Below are 21,536 nucleotides of genomic sequence, written 5' to 3'. Positions count from 1 at the left end.
CATCGATACGCGTTCCAGTTTCGTCGTTGTTTCACCCCGCGCGCCGCAGCGCTGCGTCGCTGGTCTGCGTCCCGCCCCACACCGAGCCCGGCACCATCGCTTCGCCGCGCATGATCAGACGTGCGGTGCGCAGCAGGGCGGCGCGGGTGACGTTTTGCGGATTGTCCGGATCGACCTCGATCTCGACCGAGAACTCGCCGGTCGGATGCTCGACCGAGATCTGCTTGACGCTGCCGTCGGGTACCTGCGCGATGCCTTCGGTGACGCTGCCTTTCAGCACGCAGGCGGTCGCCACCGTCACGGCGGCGAGCACGCCGATCGCGTCGTGGCAGACGTGCGGGATGAAGCTGCGGGTCGAGATGCTGCCGCCGGCGCGCGGCGCCGAAATCAGCGTCATCTTCGGATAGTTCTTGGACGTGACGTCGCCGAGCTGCATCGCGTGGCCGCAGGCGATCCGCAGCTTCTCCAGCCGCGCCTTGAGATCGGTGTCGGCGTTGAGCTGGGCGACGCCCTCATAGCCGGTGCGGCCCACCGCTTCGGCCCGAAACATCACCAGCGGCATGCCGTTGTCGATGCAGGTCACTTCGACGCCGTCGATGACGTCGCGGACATTGCCGGTCGGCAGCAGGCCGGGCGCGACCGAGCCCGCGGTATCGAGAAAGTTGATCTTGATCGGCGCCGAGGTGCCCGGCGCGCCGTCGATCCGCGCATCACCGTCGTAGGAGACGTGGCCATCCGGGGTCTGCACCGTGATGTCGCACTGCATGTCGGTGTTCAGCGTCAGCACCCGCAGCGTGGTGGTGTCTCCCTGCGGCTTGATCATGCCGGTTTCGAGCGCGAATGGGACGACGGCGGCCAGCATGTTGCCGCAGTTCGGCGTGGTATCGACCGTGTCTTTGTCCGGCTGCAACTGTGCGAAAAGGAAATCGAGATCGACGCCGGGCTTCGATCCTTTGGAAACGATGCCGACCTTGCTGGTGAGCGGATGGGCGCCGCCGAGCCCGTCGATCTGACGGCGATCGGGCGAGCCCATCACCGCGAGCAGCACCTTGTCGCGGGAGGCGATGTCGTTCGGCAGGTCGGCTGCATTGAAGAAGGGGCCGCGTGAGGTCCCGCCGCGCATGAACAGGCAGGGAATGGCGGTTTGCATTCGTTTCCTTCCGGATTGTTGTTGCTATTTTGGCCGGGCGGCCTGACCGGCGCCACGGCGGGTGGTCTATAACAGCTATCGGCTTCCGGCATGGCAAGCGTCCGCGCCGAAAACCGTGAGCCGAAATCAGGTCGGCAGCGCCCGCACCAGATCGGTCAGCACCCGCATGGCGTGCTGCGCGAGCGGAGTCGGCCGCCGCGTCGCCGATACCACCAGGCACAGCGCGCTTGCCGGTGCCGGATCGACCAGCGGACGCATCACCAGTTCGGCCGCGCGCGGCGAGGCCGCGACGCCGCTCCGTGTCAGCACCGCGTGTCCGTGCCCGGCGCACACCAGCTCGATGATCGACGGCACGCTCGACACCTCCCAGGCTATGTCGAGCTTGACCCCTGCGAGCGCCGCCTCGTTCTCCAGCAGCCGGCGCATCGCGTGCACCCGTTCGGGGACGATCAGCGGATATTTCGACAGATCCTCGAACGGAAGCGGTGCCGCGGCAATGCGGCGCTTGCCGGCCGGCGCGTAGCTGACCAGCCCGAGCGGTTCCTGCAGCAGGGGCGTGATCTCGATGCCGGATTGGGCGTCCGGATTGTAGACCAGACCGACATCGGCGCGGCCGGTGGTGACCCATTCGATGATGTGCGACGACAGTCCCTCGACGATCGCCAGCCGGGCCGCCGGCAGCGCGCGTTTGAAATGCTCGATCAGGGGCAACGTGAGCTGGCGGGCGATCGAGGGAGGCAGACCGATGGTGACGCGGCCGACCGGCGCGTCGCGGCTGGCGCCAAGGTCTTCGCGCGCGTGGGCGACCATCTGCATGATCGCGACCGAATGGTCGAACAGCCTGCGCCCGGCTTCGGTCAGCGCCACGCCGCGGCCGTTGCGCAAGAACAGTTGCTGGCGCAGCTCGGTCTCCAGCCCGCGCACCTGCCTGCTCAGCGCCGGCTGGGCGACGTCCAGCACCATCGCGGCCTTGCTGAACGAGCCCAGCTCGGCGACGTGCATGAAATATTCGAGCTGCTTGAGGTTCATCGCCTGATTGCGGGCCCCGCCGCTATTGCCGTTCGATCCCCGACTGCTCGATCACCACGCGCCATTTGTCTATATCGGTGCGCAGCCGTGCCGCGAGCTGCTCCGGCGTCGAGGGCTTGGCGTCGATGCCGAGCTCGAGCAGCTTCTTCTTCAGGGCCGGCTCGGCCAGGATTTCCTGGAGCGCGGTGTTCAAGGCGCTGATCACCGCAGGCGGCGTTCCGGCCGGCGCGAACAGCCCGTTCCAGGATTCGATGCTGGCCTCGATGCCGCTTTCACGCAACGTTGCGATGTCGGGCGTGATCTTGGAGCGCAGCGGTCCGGTCGCCGCCAGCGCCCGGATCTTGCCGTCGGCGAGGTTGCCCTTGAGTGCCGAATAGCTGTCGATCGTCAGGTCGACGGAGCCTTGCAGCAGCGACACCATCACGTCGGGAGTTCCGCGATACGGCATGATCATGAAATCTGCACCGGCTGCGGTCTTGAACAGCTCGGCGGCGAGATTTTGCGTGCTGCCGGCGTTGATGATGCCGACATTGAGCGCGCCAGGTTTCTGCTTCGCCGCCTTGATGAACTCGTCCAGCGTCTTGAACTTTGAATCGGCGCGGACGGCGAACAGGAAATCAAACGTTCCCAGCGTGGAAATCGGCACGAAATCCTTGATCGGGTCGAACGGCAGCTTCTTGAACAGCGACACGCTGATCGCCGTGCCGTTCGACAGCAGCGCCAGCGTCGTGCCGTCCGGCGGCGCCGAGATCACCGTGCGTGCCGCGGCGATCCCGCCCGCGCCCGGCTGGTTCTCGACGTAGAACCGCTGGCCGAGCTTGGTGCCGAGCCGATCGGCGATCAGCCTGGCGGTGATGTCGGCGACGCCGCCGGCGGCGAACGGCAGCACGATCCGCACCGGGCGGCTCGGATACAAGCCTTCGGCGCCCACAGCCGGTGCAGCCAGCGGTGCGGTCAGAATGCCGACGGCGACCGTCAGGACAGCCCGGCGGGACAAAACAATGCGACGGATCAAGCTCATGGCGCGACGATAGTCCAAACGCGCGGGATTTCACAGCGGCCACCGGCAATTGACCTGATCCTGCCGGATCGTCAGAATCGATCCCAACGAACGGGACGGTCCGGCGCTGAGCCGTGAAGCCGCCCGACTGAAGAAGTCTTTCGAGGAACGTTGTGGAGTCCTGATGTCATTGCCGCCGCTGTTTCGTCCGATCACCCTGCGCGGCATCACCGCGAAAAACCGCATCCTGATCTCGCCGATGTGCCAGTACTCCGCGGTCGATGGGGTGGCTAGTGATTGGCATCTGGTGCATCTGGGCAAATTCGCCCAGGGCGGCGCCGGAATCGTGATGGTCGAGGCCACCGCGGTCACCGCCAACGGCCGCATCACCCACGGCGATCTCGGGTTGTGGAACGACGACCAGATCCGGCCGCTGGAGCGCATCGCCGCCTTCCTGCGCGACAACGGTGCGGTGCCGGCGATCCAACTCGCCCACGCTGGCCGCAAGGCGAGCATGCAGCGGCCGTGGTACGGCAACGCCGCTCTGACCGCCGAGGACGCCGCCCGCGGTGACCAGCCGTGGGATATCGTGGCGCCGAGCGCGATCCCGATGGACGACGGCTGGCTGACGCCGCAGGAGTTGACTGATCGCGATCTCGATCATCTGCTCGACGCCTGGCGCAGCGCGACCCTGCGGGCGGTCGAGGCTGGGTTCGAGATGCTCGAAGTGCATTGCGCCCACGGTTACCTGTTGCACTCGTTTCTGTCGCCGTTGTCGAACCAGCGCACCGACGCCTATGGCGGCGATCGCGCCGGGCGGATGCGGTTTCCGCTGGAAGTGCTCGGGACGGTGCGGGCCGCCTGGCCCGACACGCTGCCGCTGGCGGTGCGGGTATCGTCGGTCGACGGCGTCGAAGGCGGCATCGAACTGCAGGATTCGGTGGTGTTCGCGCGCGAGGCCAAGGCGCGCGGCGCCGACATCATCGATTGTTCGTCAGGCGGACTACTCGGATCGGCGACCGCCAACCGGATTCCCCGCGGCTACGGCTTCCAGGTGCCGTTCGCCGAAACCATCCGGACCGAGGCCGAGATCCCGACCATCGCGGTCGGGCTGATCGTCCATCCGGATCAGGCGGAGAATATCGTCGAGCAGGGGCAGGCCGATCTGATCGCGATCGGCCGCGAGGCGCTGTTCGACCCGAATTGGGCGCTTCACGCCCAGCTCGAACTCACCGAAGGCGACGAGGCGTTCGCCGACTGGCCGAAGCAATACGGCTGGTGGCTGGAACGGCGCGAGCCGGGGCTGCGCAGGCTCGACGGACCGAAGCTGCCGTTCCGGCGAAGCTGAGAGAGCGGGCGGGCCGGCTCGCACGTCAAGGGCCGGGGCTCGTTGTCCCGGCCGCGACATTGCGATTGCGAGTGCCGCGGCGCGTAGCGCTAGTCGCTACGACATCACCGCGAGCCGTTACCAGCCGCAGCCGCCGCAGCGCGGGCGCACCGGCGCGTAGTAGCTGTAGCCCGGCGACACTATCTCGACCCGCTCGCGGGTTGCGAATTGCGGCGGAATGCGTTCGTAGGCGACACCGCCGGGCGACACCATCACGGTCTTCGGCACCATCACGGTGCGGTACTGCGGCGGGACGCGATGAGCGACGACGCGGCCGGGCGCCACCATCACGGTCTCCTCGACGGTGCGGTACTCCGGAGCTACGTATTGCTGCTGATAGCAGCCGTAACACGGCGGGGGCGCGCAGCCGTAGCAAGCGGAGGCGGCGGTCGGGAGCGCGACGGCCGCGCCGGCGACGACGGCGGAAGCGAGTAAAGCGGCGGACAAGCGAGACATTGACGTTCCTCAGCGCCTGAAATGACTATCGCCGGATGATTGGTTGCAATCGCGACGCCCGTCAACGACCGAGCAGAATCAACCTTTACGAAGTTCATTAACGCCGCGGCGTGGTAACCACTTGGTCATCAATCGGCAGTGCGGCGTCGACTACGCCGCTCGCACCGTTCGGAGGAAGCGGGCGACCTCGTCCTTCAGCCGGGTGCTGTCATGGGCCAGCGATTGCGCTGCCGTGAGCACTTGCGCCGAAGCGGAGCCGGTGGCTGTGGCGCCGTGCTGGACCTCGACGATGTTCACCGACACCTGATGGGCGCCTTCGGCGGCGTGATGCACGTTGCGCGAAATCTCCTGGGTCGCGGCTCCCTGTTCTTCTACTGCGGATGCGATGGTCGCGGCGATTTCCGACATCCGCGCGATGGTGTCGCCGATCTGGCGGATCGCGGTCGCGGACTGATCGGTTGCGCTCTGGATGCCGCCGACCTGCTGACTGATCTGTTCGGTGGCCTTGGCGGTCTGTTCGGCGAGTTGCTTGACCTCGGCCGCGACCACGGCGAAGCCGCGGCCGGCCTCGCCGGCGCGCGCCGCCTCGATGGTGGCATTGAGTGCCAGCAGGTTGGTCTGCGAGGCGATCGAGTTGATCAGTTCGACGACGTCGCCAATCCGCGCCGCGGCTTCGGACAAGTGGCTGACCCGTTCATTGGTGGCCTCGGCCTGGGTGACCGCCTCGCTGGCGATGCGGGCCGATTCTTGCACCTGCCGACTGATCTCGTTGACCGACGACGCCATTTCCTCGCTCGCCGAGGCGACCGATTGCACGTTGGTGGACGCCTCTTCGGAGGCCGCGGCGACCAGGTTGGTGAATTGCTGGGCGTGGTCGGCGGTCGAGGTCAGCGTCGTGGCCGAGGCTTCGAGTTCGGTCGAGGCCGACGACACCGTCTCGACGATTTCGCCGACCGCGCTTTCGAACTGGTCGGCCAGCGCGATCATCTCGCGCTTGCGCTGCTGCGCCGCCAGCCGGTCCTGTTCGGCCTGGGCTGCAGCCTCGGCTGCGGCACGCTCCTGTGCCTTCAGCTTGCAGGATTCCACTGCGCGGGCCATGTCGCCGATTTCGTCGCTGCGCTGCAGGGCCGGCAACACCAGATCGAGTTCGCCGTCGCCGAGCCGGCGGATGCCAGTGTTCAGCCCGCTGAGCGGCTTGGTTATCGAGCGTGCGATCCAGATGCCGAGCACCATCACGGCCAGGATGATGGCGATGATCGCGAGCTGCATCCGGTGTTCGGTCGTCTGGCGCGCCGTCAGCGCCATCGTCTTGGCGCGTTCGGCCTGCTGCCGCACCGTGCTGAACAGGTCGTCGAGCGCCGGCTGCAGCGATCGATAGGTCTTCACCATTTCGTTCTCGGCACGATCCAGCGCGAGGGCGCCCTCCATCCAGGACGAGAAGTCGCGCTGATATGCGGCGAGCTTCCTGGCGATCTCTGCCTTGGCCGCCTCGGGCAGATCGGAGGCCGCGAGCTCCCTGGTGAATTCGGCGGAGCGCTTCTTCATTTCGTCGCCGTATTTCGGGTTGCGGCGAAGCATGAAGTCCTTTTCGTGCCGGCGCATCATCAGCATCGTCACCATCAGCGACGGCGAGTCGAAGCTGCCGATCGCCTTTTCGACGTCATGGACCGAGCTCCGCAGGCTGCCCTCCAGACCAGCGTCTTCCTTGAGGCCGAGCTTCACGGTCGCATCGGCGAGTGTGCCGAACTGGCGCTGATACGTCTCGAACCCGGCCTGCACCGCCCGCAAGCTCCGGGTCAGCTCGCTCTGGCCGGTCGCCTCGGTCTGCCGGATCATGTCGGCCAGCGTGTCGGCGGCGGCCCGCCCGCTCTGCTGAAACAGCCCGAGATATTGCTCGTCCTTGCGCAGCATGAAGTTCTTCTCGGCGCGACGTTGCTCGAGCAGGGCGATCTGCAGTTTCGCGTTGCTGTCGCCGAGCGTGCGCGCGCGTTCATCAATCAAGTTGGCGGCATCCTGCGAGGACGTCCCGACCATATACAGCACGCCGAAGGCGAGAACGCCGGCGATGCCGACCAGGGCGATCGAGTTGATCTTGGGCGTGAGACCGAGACGAAGAGACATGGAGAATCCCGAGGGTTCGATTGTTGGAGAACGATGATCTGAGATGTTGCGGTGGCTGGCCAACAGCGAGCCGCTGTATGGCGTTTGGTCTGTGTCGTCGCGGCGCTGTCGGATGGCTGTCGACCGCTCCGTCCGAAGTCTCTCCGGATTCGAATACCGTCCTGTCGTAATGAACTAAGCATGGACCACCTGGTGCTAAGGTTGCCTTAAATTCTCACGCAATACGGGAATTCCGGTAGTTGTCCGAAGTCGGACGATTAGTTTTCGCGAGAGCGTCGCAACAGCCATTATGACGGTTCCATGACCGTGAACTAATTGGCCTCCCTTCGACGCAAGTGTCGGGCTCCGCCGCGCTACTAACTCAAATCGGGTGGTGGCTCGTCGGGCGGGGACGGGATCGGATCGAGCGGACGTCGGGGCCGCGCGCTGCCTTCCCCGCCGGTCACCTGTTCAGGCCGGTCCCGGATCTGCTCATTCGGATTCGGGCTGGATGGACCGACGACTCTTCCGAGGCCGCGCGACGCCGAGACGGAACCTTGGGGGGCGTGTTCCATGCCCGGGCTTGCGCTGTTTCAGTTTGGGACCTCGCGAAGCCTCAGTGCATCCTGCGGGCAACACTCGTTCTGAAATTGCCCCCGAGTCCGCCGTCGATCTGGACAAAGCTCTGATCGGAAATCACCCTGCCGTTGTTGCGAGGTCGCGCGGTCTGCGGGTTCGTGGCGGGGATCGGTGGGGGAGCCATGAGACTGTTCACGGGGATGCTCGCGGCCGTGCTGCTGCTGGCCGGCGTGGCGTCGAGCCAGGCGATGGTGCGAATCGCCGACGATCGTGGTGGCCGAATCGGAACCTATGTCGACAAATACCAGTCGCTGCGCAGCTCCGGCGAAACCGTCATGATCGACGGGCTCTGCGCGTCGGCCTGCACCATCGTGCTAGGTGCGGTCCCGCACGATAAGATCTGCGTGACGTCTCGGGCCAATCTCGGTTTCCACGCGGCATGGGATCTCGGCTCCAACGGCAACGCCGTCACCAACGCCGAGGCGACGCAGATGCTGTACACGATGTATCCGGTCAACATCCGCCGTTGGATCTCGAAGCGGGGCGGCCTGACGCGCCACATGATCTTCCTGCGCGGCAAGCAATTGATGTCGATGTACCGCCCCTGTTACATGGACGCGCAGGCGCAAGCCGGCCGCTGACGTCTCTGCGCCGACGCCCCTTTCTCGTCCCCTCCGGCCGTGGCGGCTCGTTCTCCGCATGACGTGATCTGCGCGGCGGGGCGGCGGCTTGCCCGCCGCTGCCGGGCGCTCTATTGGGGGCAGCAGTGCGGTTCGATCCGCACCTCGCTCCGGCCCGGCAGGCACGCCGCCACCTCGGCCGGTCCGAGTTCGGAAGGACACTGCCGATGTCTGCACAAGCCAAATCCATCCGTCCGCTCGTGATCGTCGCCGCCTTCGCCGGCAGCCTGATTGTCGGTCTCGTGGTCGTGCTGTGGCTGCTCGGTGGCTTGCAGAAGATTTCGGCGCCGGCGACGATCGGCGGCCCATTCCGGCTTACCGATCACAACGGCCAGATCGTCACCGAACAGAGCATGAAGGGTAAGCCGACGCTGATCTTCTTCGGTTTCACCCGCTGCCCCGACGTCTGTCCGACCTCGTTGTTTGAACTGTCGCAGGTACTCGCTGCGATGGGCAGCGACGCCGATCGAATCAACGCCTATTTCGTCTCGGTCGATCCCGAGCGCGACACGCCACAATCGATGAAGGACTATCTGTCGAGTTTCGATCCGCATCTGAAGGGGCTGGTCGGAACGCCGGAGGCCATCGAGAAGATCGAAAAGGGCTATCGGGTCTATGCCAAGAAAGTTCCGCTCAAGGACGGCGATTACACGATGGATCACACCGCGCTGATCTATCTGATGGACAAGTCCGGCAATTTCGTCGCGCCCTTCAACATCAAGCGCAAGCCCGAGGAGGCTGCGGCCGATCTGAAGCGGTATCTGTAGCGGCCTCTGAACGCCGCCATCGACGCCGCCAGGCAGATGCCTTCGGTGCCAGCGGGTGCGGACGGCTGGCGACGCCATGTTGGGTCTTGTCCCATCGGTATGGGCACCAGACGTAGTGCGCGAGCGCCCGCCAGGCGGCGATCGACAGGCACAGCCAGTACAGCGGCGTCAACATCAGCACGCCGGCATGCCGCCATTGTCGCCGACGCACCAGACCGAGCAGGCCGACCACGATAGTCGATGCCACGCCGGACGAGATTGCAAGCCAGTGCAATGCCGTGGGCGTGTCCGCAGCCAGCCAGTTCGGCGACGAATCCGCCCAATCTGCCGCAGGCATCAGCCCGATCATCAGGAGCAGCGGATAGGCCAGCGCCGACAGCACGTTGCCGCCGAGCAGCAGGTTGAGGGCGAGGACGCCGCGGATGCCGGTCTCGCGCCACAGCCGCAGAGGGTGGCGCATGTGCACCTCCCAGGTCTGGATCCAGCCCTTCATCCAGCGCGAGCGCTGCCGAAGCCAATTGCCGAACGTGAGCGGCGCCTCTTCATATGTGGTCGATGCGAAGGTGCCACAGCGATAACCGAGCCGGGCGAGCCGGAATCCCAGATCGGCGTCTTCAGTAACATTGTGCGGATCCCAGGCACCGATGGCCCGCAGCACGTCGGTGCGGAAATGATTCGAGGAACCTCCGAGCGGCAGCGGCAGGCCGAGCGCGGCGAGGCCGGGCAGAAACAGATCGAACTGGCCGGCATATTCGGCCAGAAAGGTGCGCGACAGCCAGCTATGGGTTAGATTGTCGATGCACAGGCTGGCCTGCACGCAGGCGGTCTCGCGGCCGGCGCCGTCGAACGCTGCGAGTGCCGCACGCAACTGACCCGGGTCCGGTCGGTCCTCGGCGTCGAACACTGCGATGAAGCTGCCGCGCGCGAACGCCAGCGCATAGTTGAGAGCCTTGGGTTTGGTCTTTGGCTCGACCGCAGGCGCGATGAGCACCCGCAGATGCGGTCGCGGCTTTAGCCGTGCCAGAGCCGCACGAGTGAAAAGGTCGTCGGGCTCGATCACCAGAATCAGATCGAGCTTTTCGGGCGGATAGTCGAGCGCTTCGAGTGCCTCGACCAGCGGTCCGACCGAGTCGGCCTCGCGATACAGCGCCGCCACCACGGTGTAGACCGGCAGGTCGGCGTCGGGGCGCCGCACGGAGATCGGCGGAGCCCGACGCGGCCACAGGCTGGCCAGCAGCCGCAGGCCGGCGAAGCCGATGAACCAGATTGCCAGAAAAGCCGTGGTGACCTCCGGGTCCAGGCACAGCGGCAGGACCATCACGGCGGCCACGCAGCCGCCGCGTTGCAGGCGCTGCCGCCACAGCGGTGTGTGCGGCGGCGCTGCCGACAGGGCCGGAAACCGCCGCTGCAACTCGGCACAAGAAGTTTCAGTCAGCGCCGATGCGCCGTACTTGGCGAGGAAGTTCTGTTGGGCGACGGCCGAGGATAGTCGCAGCCTCGGCCGCGTTTCCGGAAACCTCGCCAGCAGCAGGCACAGTCCGCGGCTCGTCAGGCGCTGCGGAGCCAGCACCCAAACCAGATCGCCGTTCAGGCGCAGCGGAGTGATCCCGGCGGCCGCCGCGGCGGGGATCTGTGCGTCGCTCAGCGGGCAGTCGGCGCGGCGGCGCTCGTCGAACTCCTCGATATCGAGGCTGAGCGCGTGGGACAAATGCCGCAGATACGATCCCTCGTCGATCAGCCCGTGGTGGATCAGAACGCGATCGGCACCGATCTGGAGATCGTATCCGCGCCGCGCCGCCGCTTGCAGCAGCGCAGGGGCCAGCACGTGGCGCAGGCAGTCGAGTTCCGGCGTCGTATCGTCCCGCGAGCCGACGCTGTCGGTCGGGCCGCCGCCGCGATCATCGCGGTGATCACCACCGCAATCGTTGCCGGGATCATCATCATGCCCGCTGAATCCGGTCGGCCGGGCCACCGGGAAGCGGAGCCGTTCGGGCCATGACGGCGTCGCCCCATCATCGCCGCGCCGCCCCGTCATCGTATCGTGCAGTCCGGCGCGGTCGGTCACGACCATGGCACGCCCTTACGCAAACGACACTCGCCTCCCGCGTCGGATGGTCTATAAGACCGCCGGTGCGGAACCCTTGATTATGCAACCACAGATTGTTTTTTTCGGCAATAGTCGACTCGCCGCATCGCGCACGCGCCTTGCGGCGCTGGCGTATGCCGTGACGATCGCGTTGCTGGCGCCGATGCCTGCGCGTGCCGCCCAGACCAGTCCGGAGGCGAAGGCGGTTGCCAACGCCACCGCCCATGCGGTGCCGGGGTTCTGGGATCCGCGCCGGCGGCCGGAGCGGCCGGACATGTCGCGCCTGACCATGATCCGGTTCCTCACCGAGGTCGACTACCCGCCGTTCAACTTCACCGGGGCTGACGGCAATCCGGCGGGGTTCAACGTCGATCTGGCGCGCGCGCTGTGCGAGGAGATCAAGGTCACCTGCACGGTGCAGATGCGCAAGTTCGAGACCCTGCTGGACGCGCTTTCCAGCAACCGCGGCGATGCGATCATCGCGTCGCTGGCGGTGACGCCGCAAACCCGCACCAAGCTGGATTTCACCGATCCGTATTATCGCACGCCGGCCCGGTTCGTCGCCCGCAAGGACGCGGTGATTCCGGAGATGCGCCCCGAATATCTCGAGGGTCGCAAGATCGGTGCGGTCGCGGGCTCGGCGCACGAAGCCTATCTGAAGGCGATGTTCACCGACGCCGAGCTGCATTCCTATCAGAATGCCGAGGCGCTGCGCGCGGCGCTGAAGCGCGGCGAGGTCGACTTCATCTTCGGCGATGCGATTTCGCTGGCGTTCTGGATCAACGGCACCGATTCGGAGAATTGTTGCGCCTTCGCCGGCGCGCCGTTTCTGGAAAGCCGCTATTTCGGCGAAGGCGTCGGCATCGCTGTGCGCAAGGGCAACGACACGTTGCGCCAGGCGCTGAATTGGGCGCTGTTCCGGGTTTGGGACAAGGGCCAGTACACCGATCTTTGGTTGCGGTATTTTTCCGTCAGCCCGTTTTGAAAGACCCGCCTTCAAAGGCGGCTGGAGACCCGAATGACCACGATCGACCTTCCGAGCGCTTCCGAGCTGCGCACCCTCGCCGAACAATCCAACGCCTGGCCGTTCGAGCAGGCGCGCGCGCTGGTGAACCGGCTGAAAAAGCATCCGAAGGACGAGGTGCTGTTCGAGACCGGCTACGGACCGTCGGGCCTGCCGCACATCGGCACCTTCGGCGAGGTCGCGCGCACCACGATGGTCCGCCACGCCTTCCGGGTGCTGACCGACGACAAGATCAAGACCAAGCTGCTGGCGTTCTCGGACGACATGGACGGTCTGCGCAAGGTGCCGGACAACGTGCCGAACAAGGAGCTGCTGGAGAAGAATCTCGGCAAGTCGCTGACCAGCGTGCCGGATCCGTTCGGCACCCACGATTCGTTCGGCGCCCACAACAATGCGCGGCTGCGCGCCTTTCTCGACACTTTCGGATTCGACTACGAATTCGCCTCGGCAACCGACTACTACAAGTCCGGCCGGTTCGACGCGACGCTGCTCAAGGTGCTGGAGCGGCTCGACAAGGTGATGGCGATCATGCTGCCGAGCCTGCGCGAGGAGCGCGCCGCCAGCTACTCGCCGTTCCTCCCCGTCTGCCCGCGCACCGGGATCGTGCTGCAGGTGCCGATCGTCGAGCATGATGTCAAGGCCGGCACGGTGTCGTACGACGATCCGGAAACCAGCGAGCGCGTCACCGTTCCGGTCACCGGCGGGCATTGCAAGCTGCAATGGAAGCCGGACTGGGCGATGCGCTGGACCGCGCTCGGCGTCGACTACGAAATGGCCGGCAAGGATCTGATCGACTCGGTCAAGCTCTCAGGCAAGATCGCCCAGGCGATCGGCGGCACGCCGCCGGAGGGCTTCAACTACGAGCTGTTCCTCGACGACAAGGGGCAGAAGATCTCCAAGTCGAAGGGCAACGGCCTGACGATCGAGGAGTGGTTGCGCTACGCCTCGCCGGAATCGCTGTCGCTGTTCATGTACCGCGAACCGAAGGCGGCGAAGCGGCTTTATTTCGACGTGATTCCGCGCAACGTCGACGACTATCAGCAATTCCTCGACGGCTACGCCCGCCAGGATCTGAAGCAGCGGCTCGCCAACCCAGTCTGGCACATCCATTCCGGCCAGCCGCCGAAGGCCGACATGCCGGTGACGTTCCAGCTCCTGCTGACGCTGGTATCGTCGTCCAATGCCGAGAACGCCGAGACGCTGTGGGGTTTCATCGGCCGCTACCGGCCGGGCGTCACCCCCGAAACGCATCCCAAGCTCGACGCGATGGTCGGCTACGCGATCAACTACTATCGCGACTTCGTGGCGCCCACCAAGGTGTTCCGCGATCCGACCGATCAGGAGCGCGCGGCGCTGCAGGACCTGCGCGATGCGCTGTCGCAATTGCCGGCGGACGCCACCGCCGAGGCGATCCAGGACGTCGTCTACGAGATCGGCCGCCGCGAGCCGTTCCTCGATCACAAGAAGGCCGCCAAGGACGGCAAGCCAGGCGTGTCGCTCGACTGGTTCAACATGCTGTACCAGGTGCTGCTCGGCCAGGAGAAGGGGCCGCGGTTCGGTTCGTTCGTGGCCGTCTACGGCGTCGGCAATGCGGTGGCGATGATCGACGGCGCGCTGGCGCGCAGCGCGTAACTCACAGTCGCCACCCGGATCATTCATTGCATCATCAGTGCGCTATTCACGATACTGATCGTGAGTGGCGCGCTGATACCTGTTATCGACGTGATCAACCCTGATTGCGTCCCCGCCGCGTTGAAATGACGCGGCCTTTCGCGTTGCACTCTTGATTTCAAACAAAGTTTGTTGCGCCGCGTCTTCCGCACAGTTCACGCAACGATATTCCCTCGTCGGGTCGCCGCTCGAACGGCGCCGTGAGTTTGCTCGTCAGCTCCAAAGGGAAAGACAGTGCCATTTCCCACATCAAGTCTCATGGAGGAAAGACATGTCCGGACTGGCTGGGCTGCCCTACGACGCCAATATGCAGGTGATCGTCTGGTCGATGTATCTGGTTGCCGCTGTGCTGTATTGCGCGCCGATGCTGATCGCGTTTGCGCGCAACGTCGAATACAAATGGGGACTTTATGCCGGCAATCTGTTGCTCGGCTGGACCGGGGTCGGCTGGGCCTACGCGTTGTACTACGCGGTCTTCGCCGACAAGGAGGGGACGCATCGGGAGCGTCTGTCGCTGGCGCGGGTGGCTGGACCGCACAGCGCCCGCGGCTGATCGTCGGGGCGTCCGATCGCCGAGGGCGCTTCGGCTGCTATTTGGTCGAAGCGCCGGAGGTCAGGACCGGCCGCACCGCGTCGCCTTCGCGAAGCTGGGCGCCAGCACGCTCCACCACGATATCGCCTTCCTTCAGGCCGTCGCGGATCTCGACATTGCCACCCGCCATCAGCCCGATCTCGACCCGTCGGGTTTCAACGGTTTGACGCCGGACGACCTGCACGACGGTGCCGACAGGGTCGTAGATCACGGCGGTGAGCGGCACCGAAATGCCGCAGCTCTCACCGGTCTTGATGGCGGCACGGCCGGATGCGTTGGCGAGCAGACGCTTGTCCGAACCGATGCCGACGAACACGTTGCCGAGCTGGGTCTTCGGCTCCACCGTCGCGGAAACGCGGCGCACCTTGCCCTGCATCTCGTTGGCGTCGCCGACCACCTTGACGGTCGCGGCCTGTCCGGCCGCGAGGCGCGGCATGTCGCGGGTCGGCACCTGGCCGACCAGATCGAACTCACCCCGGGTGACGATGGTGAACAGCGCTTCGCCCTTCGACGACGCCGGCGCACCGATCATGGCGGTCGACGCCGACACCAGCCCGGCGACCGGCGCCTGCACGGCGCTGCCGCCCTCCAGCCTGGCCAGTGTCTGGCCCTGGGTTACGGTCTCGCCGGCGTCGATCAGGACGTCCGTGATCTTGGCGTTCGGCCGGTCCGGGCGCACCGAGACTTCGTCGCGCGGGATCAGGAAGCCGGAGACTTCGACGATGGCCGGAAAGCAGGCCTTGGCGGCCACCAGCACCGTCACGGCCTGGGCGCCGACCTCACTCTGCTGAGCAACGGCCGGCTGCACCTGCCCGCAGGCCGCCGCCAGCATCAGGAGCGCTGTTGCGAAGCGCGGCCGTTGTCGGCCGTGCCGAGGCAGAGCGAGGCTCGCCGTCATTGTCGCTCCTCGTCCAGACCGCGATCGCTCACGGGCACGGCGCGCCGGTCCGATCCCCGTATTATTTCGATCCCCGTATGATGTATCTGCTATCTGCTGCATCGGATCGTCACCGTCCGAACAATTGCTTGATGATCGCATTCGCGGCGGCGCCGGGGTCGTCGCCATGAGGATCGGTTGCGTCTGCGGCGCCATGATTGGGTGGGCTGCTCCCGAGCAGACCGAACAGACCACTGCCGATCCGGCGCAGGCGCTGGTACGCGGCGTCCGGATCGTCGAGCATTCCGGCGATGTCAGGGAAGATTCGCGGCGCCGTCCAAGGCCCTTCGATCTTCACCGGGACACCGAGGCCGATCGGTTCCGCGCCCGGTCCGCCGGCGCCTCGCGTCAAGCTGTTCTGGCCTGGGGTCGCCAGCACCAGTTTCGGTTCGGCCGCGAGTGCCAGCGTCTTGGCGGGCAGGTCGATGGTGCCCGCGCCGGTCATCCGCACCAGCGGACCGGCGAACTGGAGGTCGGAGGTCACGGCCTGACCTTGCACGATCCGGAACGACGCCGCGAACTCGCTCAGATCGGTGGCGTCGGTGGGAGCGGTCTGCCAGCCGTCCTGCGGGTGCGCGGTCAGGTTGCGGATCATGCGGGTGATGTCGATGCCGCGGATCGCGCCGTCGCGGAGTCCGATCGCGGCGCTGCCGTTCAGGCCGGATGCGATCGCGCGGGCGCTGCCGCCGCTGCTGCGCAGCGCCAGCTTCGCCTGCATCTTGCCGTCGAGCCGGTCGAAATCGGTCAGCCCGTCGAGCAGCGGTAGGGCCTGAACACCATCGATGTCGCATCGCAGATTGAACGACGGCTCCGTGTTGGATGCGTCGATCGTCAGCGTCCCGGTCGCTTCGCCGCCATAGGCGCCGAGACGGCTCGCCCGCACCGACAGCACGCCGCTGGCCAGCCCGGCGTCGGCGGACGCCGGCGCGATCCGCGCCGGGCCGATGTTCAGCTCGGCGGCGGACAGCCGGATCTCTGCATCGACGTAGTTCAAGCCGACGAAGTCGAGCGGCGCCTCGCTCCACGGTGCGCCCGGCGGGACGGAGCGGGTGATGGCGACGAGATCGAGACGCCGGAAATCGAGATCGAGCTTCACCCGCGGCTTGCCGGCAACGTCGACCGCCGCCCAGCCGTTGAATGGGGCGTCGCCGAGTTTGCCGCTGATGCCGTTGATCGACAGCGTGGCGTCGCGCAGCCTGGCCTCCGCTCTCGCTCTCAGCCGCGACGTCAGCAGCCCCGGTGCGTCGAGCGTGACGTCGACCAATATCGGCTGCCGGTCGTCGGATGGCGGCGTCGCGGTCAGTTCGAACGACAGCGGCGACCGGCCCAGCGCCGCCGAGCCGCTTGCGGTAATCGGACCTCTGGCGTCGTCGCGCTCGACGTCGGCCTGAATGCCGCCGATCCGTCGCTCGATGCGATCGGCAGCGCTGGTCATCACCACCGCGCCGTCCTGGATGACGATGCGTTCGATCTCGGCCAGCCCGGCGTCGGCCTTGCGCGCGGACGCAGGCGTGGCTGCCGCGTCGCCGCGCCGGCGCAGCAGCGGCAGGTGGAGCTCGGGACTGATCAGCGTCAGTTCGGTGATGCGCGGCGTCGCGGATACCAGGCTGGTCAGCGGCAATTCGGCGCGGACGGTGGCGATCTTCAGCCTCGGATCCGCTGGGCCGCCTTCCGGCGTTTCCGCGGTCACATCGTGCAGAGTGAGCGCCACTGCGGGGAACAGCCGCACCGTCCCGGTCCCGGCGATCGTGACCCGGTAGCCGGTGTCGCGCTCGATCCGACTCTGGATTGCTGTGGTCAGTGCACCGGCCGGAATCCCGATCGCGATCAGCAGCGCGGCCGCGACGACGAGCAGGGCCGCAATGGCGCCTGCGATCCTGATCGGCTTCATCTCGGCTCCTCACTCATGCGGCGAACCCATCTGGTCCTGCGGCCACAATGTCATTCGCGCCGGAATGACGGCTTGTCGGCGGGCGGCGTGGGCTCCGTACCGGCGGATGGTGCGGGCGCCGCCTCGGCCGCCTCGCGGGCGCTGCCGCTCAGCAGCTTCTTGCCCACGGCCCAGAAGCCACGGCCGACGTCGTCCATCATCATGAACACCGCCGGCACGAAGATCAGCGACAACACCGTGGAGAAAATCAGGCCGCCGATCACCGCCAGCGCCATCGGCGAGCGGAACTCGCCGCCGGCTCCGAACGCCAGCGCGCTCGGCGTCATGCCGGCCACCATCGCGATCGTGGTCATCACGATCGGGCGGGCGCGCTTCTGGCCGGCGTCGATGATCGCGGCGTCGCGGCTCTTGCCGTCACGCATCGCCTCCATGGCGAATTCGATCAGCATGATGGCATTCTTGGTGACGATGCCCATCAGCATCAGGATGCCGATCCAGACCGGCGTGGTGAGCTGCTTGCCGGCCAGCAGCAGCGCGGCGATCGCGCCGCCGATCGACAGCGGCAGCGAGAACAGGATGGTGATCGGCTGCAGAAAGGTGCCGAACAGCAGCACCAGCACCGCATACACCATCATCAGTCCGCCGCTGATTGCAGTGGCGAAGCCGTCCGACAGTTCGGCGAGGTTCTCGGCATCGCCCGAGGGGCTGACCTTCACGCCCTTCGGCAGTGACTTCATCACCGGCAGCTCGTTGATCTGCTTGGTGGCGTCGCCGAGCGCCGAATTGCCGACCAGATCGGCCGCGACGGTCGCCTGGCGCAGCCGGTCGTAACGATTGATGCTGGTCGGGCCCTGATCGAATTTGACGTCGGCGACCACCGACAGCGGCACCGCGCCGCGACCGCCGTAGATCGGGACTTGAAGCTGTTCGAGAGTGGCGAGTTCGCCGCGCGCGGATTCTTCGAGCTGCACCCGGATCGGCACCAGCCGGTCGCCGGCGTCGAACTTGGCGAGCGCCGGGCCGACGTCGCCAATGGTGGCAACGCGAATGGTCTCGGACAGGCTCTCGGTCGAAACGCCGAGCCGGGCGGCGAGATCGGCGCGGGGCCGGATCCGCAGCTCCGGCCGGTCCAGCGCAGTCTCCGAAATGACGTTGGAGATCAGCGGAATCCGCTTCATCTGCGAAGCCAGCTCCTGGGCGACGTTGTCGACCACGGCGCTGTCGTTTCCGGTCACCACCAGCGCGATCGCCCGCAGGCCGTTCTCGTCGAGGAACCAGTAGCGAATGTCCGGCACCTGATCGAGCTGCTTGCTGATTTCATGCTCGAGCTCACGCTGGGTGATCGAGCGATCGCTCTTCGGGGTGTAGTTGATGATGAGCGAAGCGCGGCGGACTTCCTGCACGCCGGGCGGCACCCGGCCGCCGTCGACGAACACGCTTCGGACCTCGGGCCGTTCGCGCAGCAGCTTGACGATCGCCTCGGTGGTCTTCTCGGTTGTCCCGATCTGGGTGCCGGGCGGCAGTTGCATCGCCAGCACCGAGCGCGCGGTGTCCTGCGCCGGCAGGAAGCCCTGCGGCAGCAGCACGATGCTCCAGATCGAGGCGGCGAAGGTGCCGAGTCCGATCAGCACCGTGATGTAGTAGTGCTGCACCGACCAGGTGACGATGCTCGTATAGGTCCGGAGTATTGTGCCGGGCGGCTTTTCGACGTGCGGGTGGTCCTTGAGGAAATACGCCGCCAGTACCGGCGTGACGAACCGCGCCGCCAGCAGCGAGAAGAACACCTGCACCGAAACCGTGATGCCGAACTGCTTGAAGAACTGCCCGGCGATGCCGGACATGAAGCTTGCGGGCGCGAAGATCGCGATGATGGTCAGCGAGATCGCGATCACCGCCAGCCCGATCTCGTCGGCGGCCTCGATCGCCGCCTGATACGGCGACTTGCCCATCCGCATGTGGCGGACGATGTTTTCGATCTCGACGATGGCGTCGTCGACCAGGATGCCGGTCGACAGCGTGATGGCGAGGAAGCTGACTAGGTTCAGCGAGAACCCCAGCATGTCCATCGCCCAGAACGCCGGGAAGATCGACAGCGGCAGCGAGATCGCCGCGATCACGGTGGCGCGGAAATCACGCAGGAACAGGAACACCACGATCACGGCGAGGATCGCGCCCTCGAACAGGGTCGAGATCGCCGCCTCGTAATTGCCTTTGGTGTAGTCGACCGAAGTGTCGATCAGCTTCAATTCGACATCGGGATATTGCGCGGCCAGCGCATCGATCCGCTTCTGCACGGCTTCGGCGACCACGACGTCGCTGGCGCCCTTGGAGCGCTTGATGCCGAGTGCGACCACCGGCTCGCCGTTGAAGCGGGCGAAGGTGCGCCGCGCCGCGATGGTGTCGGTCACGGTGCCGAGATCGTCGAGCCGCACCTCGCCGCCAGCGTTCAGGCTGATCATGGTGCCGGCGAGGTCGTTCAGCGCCCGGGCGCCGGCCAGCGTGCGGATCGCCTGATCGTTGTTGCCGATCTCCGCGCGGCCGCCGGCGAGATCGACATTGGTGCCGCGCAGCCGCCGCGAGACGTCGAGCGCGGTCAATCCCGCCGCGCGCAGCCGGTCGGGATCGAGCGATACCAGGATCTCGCGTTCGACGCCGCCGATCCGCTCGACCTGGGCGACGCCGCGCACGCCCTGCAGGGCACGTTTGACCACGTCGTCGACGAACCAGGAGAGCTGCTCCGGCGTCTTGCCGGGCGAGATCGCCGCATAGGTGACGATCGGCAGGCCGATCACGTCGACGCGCTGGATCAGCGGCTCGTTGATGTTCTGCGGCAGGTTGGCGCGGACCCTCGTCACCGCGTCCTTGACGTCATTGAGTGCGCGGTCGGTGTTGGTTTCCAGCGCGAACTGGATCGTCGTCACCGACAACCCGTCGGTGATCGAGGAAGCGATGTGGCGCACGCCTTCGACGCCGGAGACGCCGTCCTCGATGGTCTTGGTGACCTGCGCTTCCAGCTCGGCCGGCGCCGCGCCGAACTGCGACACCGCCACCGAAATCACCGGGATGTCGGCGCTCGGCAGCCGCGTCACCGCCAGCTTGGTGAAGCTGATCCAGCCCAGCGCCAGCAGGATGATCGAGAACACGATCGAGGGCAGCGGGTGCCGGATCGACCAGGAGGAAACGTTGAGGCCCATCAGCGCGCTTTCGATCGCTCGGTGTCGTCGGGGAATATCGGCTTGACGCGGTCGCCGTCCTGCAGCGAGGTGCCGGCGTCGGCCACCACGATTTCACCCTCGCGCACCCCTTCGACGATCTCGATCGCGCTATCGGAAGTCAGCCCGACCTTGACCGAACGGGTTTCGACGACGTTGTCCGTCACCACCTGTACGGTGGAATGGTCGATCGCCGACCGCGGGATCGCGACGCCGCAGCTCCGCCGCGCGTCGATGGTGATGCGGGCAAACATCCCGACCTTGAGCGCGGGCGACGCGGCGAGCGCGATCCGCACCTGACCGAACTGGGTCTTGCGGTCGATCTGCGGCGCGCCGAGCCGCACCGTGCCGGTGAGTTCGGTGCCGTCGTCGCGGCTGATCCGCGCCGCGGCACCGGGCCTGACCTTGAGGGCGTGAATGCTCGGCACTTCGGCGTCGATCTCGAGTTCATTGCCGACGGCGATCCGCAGCATCGGTCCGGCCAGCGGCGAGGCCGGCGCGCCGGCGGCGGTCCGCACCTCGGTGATCAGCCCGGCCGCCGGCGCCTTCAGCGTCCTGCTGCCGCCGGGTCCGCTGACGCGGATCAAATCCTGATTGTCGGTGACGATGTCGCCCTCGCGCACCAGCACGTCGGTGACGCGGCCGTCGCTGTCGGCGATCACCACCGCATCCCTGCGTGGCACCACGAAGCCGGTGACCCGGACCATGTCGGAGAAGCAGGCGTTGGCGGCTTTGGCGACCACGACCTGAACGCCTGCATTGGTCGCGGCCTGATCCGCGCGGACCATCGTGACCATGGTGCAGAGCAGCCCGGCGACGATCGCAGCGCGTGCCGGCAACAGGTTCGGGCGGGTCCACGCATCGATCATCTCTGTACTCGCCGAACTGTCGAAATGCCTGACGTCACCCCGGTTCTCGCGCTCGCGCACGCCGGGGATTCTATACACCGCCCAATAGTGACAAAACAGCGAAGGC

General features: G+C 66.4%; 16 protein-coding genes. 6 read left to right on the top strand and 10 right to left on the bottom strand.

Annotated features, from left to right (window positions below; all coding sequences use genetic code 11):
- Nucleotides 1-31 precede the first annotated feature (31 nt).
- From FLL57_RS18580 to FLL57_RS18570, 3 genes are all read right to left on the bottom strand, one after another.
- Nucleotides 32-1,150: a 4-oxalomesaconate tautomerase gene (locus tag FLL57_RS18580; protein WP_142883656.1), complete on the bottom strand. Its 1,119-nt coding sequence runs from the start codon at nucleotides 1,148-1,150 to the stop codon at nucleotides 32-34.
- A gap of 126 nt (nucleotides 1,151-1,276) precedes the next feature.
- A complete protein-coding gene (locus FLL57_RS18575) occupies nucleotides 1,277-2,179 on the bottom strand; it encodes a LysR family transcriptional regulator (RefSeq protein WP_142883655.1) in 903 nt (300 codons plus the stop codon).
- Nucleotides 2,180-2,201: 22 nt separating this feature from the next.
- Nucleotides 2,202-3,200 carry a Bug family tripartite tricarboxylate transporter substrate binding protein gene (locus FLL57_RS18570; protein ID WP_142883654.1) on the bottom strand — a complete coding sequence of 333 codons (999 nt, stop codon included), beginning with the start codon at nucleotides 3,198-3,200 and terminating at the stop codon, nucleotides 2,202-2,204.
- Between the two features lie 163 nt (nucleotides 3,201-3,363).
- Between FLL57_RS18570 and FLL57_RS18565 the strand changes: the two genes are divergently transcribed.
- Nucleotides 3,364-4,527, top strand: coding sequence for an NADH:flavin oxidoreductase/NADH oxidase (locus FLL57_RS18565; RefSeq protein WP_142883653.1), 1,164 nt, complete (start codon nucleotides 3,364-3,366; stop codon nucleotides 4,525-4,527).
- Nucleotides 4,528-4,644: 117 nt separating this feature from the next.
- On the opposite strand, the gene FLL57_RS18560 is transcribed toward FLL57_RS18565, so the two are convergent.
- The gene (locus tag FLL57_RS18560; RefSeq protein ID WP_142883652.1) at nucleotides 4,645-5,022 is read right to left on the bottom strand and encodes a hypothetical protein; all 378 of its coding nucleotides are present in this window, start codon (nucleotides 5,020-5,022) and stop codon (nucleotides 4,645-4,647) included.
- 150 nt (nucleotides 5,023-5,172) lie between these two features.
- Complete coding sequence (locus FLL57_RS18555; RefSeq protein ID WP_142883651.1) at nucleotides 5,173-7,143, bottom strand: methyl-accepting chemotaxis protein; 1,971 nt, start codon at nucleotides 7,141-7,143, stop codon at nucleotides 5,173-5,175.
- Between the two features lie 740 nt (nucleotides 7,144-7,883).
- Here FLL57_RS18555 and FLL57_RS18550 point away from each other — a divergent pair.
- Both FLL57_RS18550 and FLL57_RS18545 read left to right on the top strand, forming a co-directional pair.
- Nucleotides 7,884-8,342 carry a hypothetical protein gene (locus FLL57_RS18550; protein WP_013504498.1) on the top strand — a complete coding sequence of 153 codons (459 nt, stop codon included), beginning with the start codon at nucleotides 7,884-7,886 and terminating at the stop codon, nucleotides 8,340-8,342.
- 206 nt (nucleotides 8,343-8,548) lie between these two features.
- Nucleotides 8,549-9,148, top strand: coding sequence for an SCO family protein (locus FLL57_RS18545; RefSeq protein ID WP_142883650.1), 600 nt, complete (start codon nucleotides 8,549-8,551; stop codon nucleotides 9,146-9,148).
- Here the strand turns inward: FLL57_RS18545 and FLL57_RS18540 are convergent.
- Entirely contained in the window at nucleotides 9,099-11,219 is a 2,121-nt protein-coding gene (locus FLL57_RS18540) for a glycosyltransferase family 2 protein (protein ID WP_142883649.1), read from the bottom strand. The two genes, FLL57_RS18545 and FLL57_RS18540, sit on opposite strands and share 50 nt — an antisense overlap.
- Nucleotides 11,220-11,295: 76 nt before the next feature.
- On the opposite strand from FLL57_RS18540, the gene FLL57_RS18535 reads away from it, so the two are divergent.
- From FLL57_RS18535 to FLL57_RS18525, 3 genes are all read left to right on the top strand, one after another.
- Entirely contained in the window at nucleotides 11,296-12,219 is a 924-nt protein-coding gene (locus tag FLL57_RS18535) for a transporter substrate-binding domain-containing protein (protein ID WP_433962602.1), read from the top strand.
- Nucleotides 12,220-12,252: 33 nt separating this feature from the next.
- Entirely contained in the window at nucleotides 12,253-13,890 is a 1,638-nt protein-coding gene (locus FLL57_RS18530) for a lysine--tRNA ligase (protein ID WP_013504494.1), read from the top strand.
- Between the two features lie 310 nt (nucleotides 13,891-14,200).
- On the top strand, nucleotides 14,201-14,482 hold the full coding sequence (locus FLL57_RS18525; protein ID WP_013504493.1) for a superinfection immunity protein: 282 nt from the start codon (nucleotides 14,201-14,203) through the stop codon (nucleotides 14,480-14,482).
- Between the two features lie 37 nt (nucleotides 14,483-14,519).
- Here FLL57_RS18525 and FLL57_RS18520 read toward each other — a convergent pair whose 3' ends face one another.
- The 4 genes from FLL57_RS18520 to FLL57_RS18505 all read right to left on the bottom strand — a co-directional run bounded on the left by FLL57_RS18520 (nucleotide 14,520) and on the right by FLL57_RS18505 (nucleotide 21,430).
- The gene (locus tag FLL57_RS18520) at nucleotides 14,520-15,419 is read right to left on the bottom strand and encodes an efflux RND transporter periplasmic adaptor subunit (RefSeq protein ID WP_142883647.1); all 900 of its coding nucleotides are present in this window, start codon (nucleotides 15,417-15,419) and stop codon (nucleotides 14,520-14,522) included.
- Nucleotides 15,420-15,528: 109 nt separating this feature from the next.
- A complete protein-coding gene (locus FLL57_RS18515) occupies nucleotides 15,529-17,349 on the bottom strand; it encodes an AsmA family protein (protein WP_142883646.1) in 1,821 nt (606 codons plus the stop codon).
- A gap of 50 nt (nucleotides 17,350-17,399) precedes the next feature.
- Nucleotides 17,400-20,543: an efflux RND transporter permease subunit gene (locus tag FLL57_RS18510; RefSeq protein WP_142883645.1), complete on the bottom strand. Its 3,144-nt coding sequence runs from the start codon at nucleotides 20,541-20,543 to the stop codon at nucleotides 17,400-17,402.
- Nucleotides 20,543-21,430: an efflux RND transporter periplasmic adaptor subunit gene (locus FLL57_RS18505; RefSeq protein ID WP_013504489.1), complete on the bottom strand. Its 888-nt coding sequence runs from the start codon at nucleotides 21,428-21,430 to the stop codon at nucleotides 20,543-20,545. Before FLL57_RS18505 ends, FLL57_RS18510 begins: the two co-directional genes overlap by 1 nt.
- Nucleotides 21,431-21,536: the final 106 nt, after the last annotated feature.

The sequence above is a fragment of the Rhodopseudomonas palustris genome (assembly GCF_007005445.1).
In the GTDB taxonomy this organism is placed as follows: Bacteria; Pseudomonadota; Alphaproteobacteria; order Rhizobiales; family Xanthobacteraceae; genus Rhodopseudomonas; species Rhodopseudomonas palustris_G.
The sequence above is the reverse complement of the archived record's forward strand: the minus strand, read 5'-3'. Positions and strand labels throughout refer to the sequence as shown.